The following is a 2,164-nucleotide window of genomic DNA, read 5'->3' as shown; positions in this document are numbered from 1 at the left end:
TAGGGATCACGGAAATGGATGAAGATGCCCAATCCAAATTGAAACAAATTGACACGGTTTCTATGGCCCAGGAACTTGAAATTGGTCCTGAAACCTTGAAAGATATTGTCGCAGATCTTCTCAAACCAGGTCGCGATTTACGTGATTCTTTTGATGCTCCTGTCCTACGCCAGGATGTTCTTGATTTGAAAGACTTGAAGATTGGTCAAAAATTAGAAGGAGTTGTCCGCAATGTTGTTGACTTTGGAGCCTTTGTCGATATTGGGATTCATGAAGATGGTTTGATCCACATTTCACAGATGAGTCAGCAATTTATCAAGCATCCAAGTCAAGTTGTTTCAGTTGGTGACCTAGTGACCGTTTGGGTCTACAAGATTGATTTAGAACGGGAAAAAGTAAATCTTTCCCTCTTGGCACCACATGAATCTGACTAAATACGTTCAAGAAGTATCGCTGGAAGATTTTGGTCGCCCTTTTCTTCACCAAGCCATCTGGAATCCTCGTTTGCGTTCGACCGGCGGTCGCTTCTTTCCTAAAGATGGTCATCTAGATTTCAATCCAAGAATCCTAGAAAGATTTGGCTGGGAGATTTTTCGAAAGATTGTCCGCCATGAGTTGTGTCACTACCATCTCTACTATATGAAAAAGGGGTATCGCCATCAGGACCAGGACTTCAAGACCTTGCTTAGAGAAGTAGACGGCTTGCGGTATGCCCCTTCAGTTGATAAGGGAAACTATAAGATATATGTTTGTACGATCTGTGGGCAAGAATTCAGGAGAAAGCGGCAAATTGATCTGCAAAAGTACCGCTGTGGGCGGTGTCGAGGACTACTTAAGTATCAAGGAACAATTGAGTCATGAAATCGGCCTTGAGTCGGATGACAGTGACTTGATTTCGGGATATACTGTTCTAAAATAATAGGAGGTAGGCCCTTGAATCCAACTTTTTATAAATTACGTCGAGGCAGAATCGTTTTCGGAGTATTTGCTGGACTAGCGGATCGATTTGGGCTCGATGCAAACCTATTGCGTTTTCTCTTTGTGCTCTTTAGTATCTTTCATGCTTATGGGCTTGTAGGCTTGGCAATTTATTGCCTGTGTGCCTTCTCCTTGCCGTATAAAGAAGACCTTGAAAGAGAAAAGTATGGCCTCGGACCTCGCAAACGGAAGGATGCACAAGTAATCAAAGACGATGATCCATTCTTTTAAAGAATTTTCATGAATCGAATAAGAATGTGAGGCTGGGACAAAAGTCCTAGCCTCTCAATTGTCTTTGGATTATCGAGCAAGACGCAGTGGTTGAGTGAGCTCTACTACGCTGATTTCATCAGCTTTTACAGCCCTACTCAACTGTGCGGAGGTGGGACGACGAAATCGAATTCTAACGAATTACCGATTTCTGTCCCACTCTCATCTTTTTTTTAAAATGAAGAAACGATAGAAATATGGGATAACAAGGATAAAGAGAAACATCAAATAGTACTGGAATGAGTGTGAGAATAATAGCATCAGTTTCGATACTAAAAAAAGATGCTTGAGCAAGTCTTACCTGGGATAATTTGCTATAATAGTAAGAGAAAACAAAAAGGGAGAAGCCTATGGCAATAACAGTCCGAGATTTAATTGATAAGCTTCGTTTGAAGGTTGTGTACGGCAATGAAAGCCTATTTGAAAAAGAAATCACAACGGCAGATATTTCACGTCCTGGACTTGAAATGACAGGATATTTTGATTACTATACTCCAGAACGAATTCAATTGGTTGGGATGAAAGAGTGGTCTTACCTCATCAAGATGACCTCCCACAATCGTCACCAAGTTTTGAGAAAGATGTTCCAGCCGGAAACACCGGTACTCATCATCGCGCGGGATCTAGAGGTTCCCGAAGAAATGCTTCGCGCCGCTGAGGAAAAGCAAATCGCGATTTTAAGCAGTCGCGTTCCAACTAGTCGCCTGTCTGGTGAACTGTCAAGCTACCTAGATTCTCTCCTTGCGGAAAGAACTAGTGTCCATGGTGTCTTGATGGATATCTATGGCATGGGTGTTCTGATCCAAGGAGATAGTGGAATCGGGAAGAGTGAGACTGGGTTAGAGCTCGTCAAACGAGGCCATCGTTTGGTAGCAGATGACCGGGTAGATGTCTTCGCCCGTGATGAGATGACCTT

Annotated in this window: 3 protein-coding genes and 1 pseudogene; all 4 read left to right on the top strand. The window is 42.8% G+C overall.

From position 1 onward, the window contains the following. Positions 1-434, top strand: a 434-nt coding sequence (locus ACLOR3_RS07865) for a S1 RNA-binding domain-containing protein (RefSeq protein ID WP_412037121.1), incomplete at its 5' end; no start/stop codon positions are given. Further along, positions 421-861, top strand: a complete 441-nt coding sequence (locus tag ACLOR3_RS07860; protein WP_411399926.1) for a SprT family protein — start codon at positions 421-423, stop codon at positions 859-861. The genes ACLOR3_RS07865 and ACLOR3_RS07860, both read left to right, overlap by 14 nt. Before the next feature lie 72 nt (positions 862-933). After that, positions 934-1,209, top strand: coding sequence for a PspC domain-containing protein (locus tag ACLOR3_RS07855; protein ID WP_048689503.1), 276 nt, complete (start codon positions 934-936; stop codon positions 1,207-1,209). Positions 1,210-1,598: 389 nt separating this feature from the next. After that, positions 1,599-2,164: pseudogene (locus ACLOR3_RS07850) on the top strand (HPr(Ser) kinase/phosphatase); the annotation flags it as partial.

The organism is Streptococcus intestinihominis, from assembly GCF_046824975.1.
Classification (GTDB): Bacteria; Bacillota; Bacilli; order Lactobacillales; family Streptococcaceae; genus Streptococcus.
Note: the sequence above shows the minus strand (reverse complement) of the source record. Positions and strands in the feature narration are given on the sequence as shown.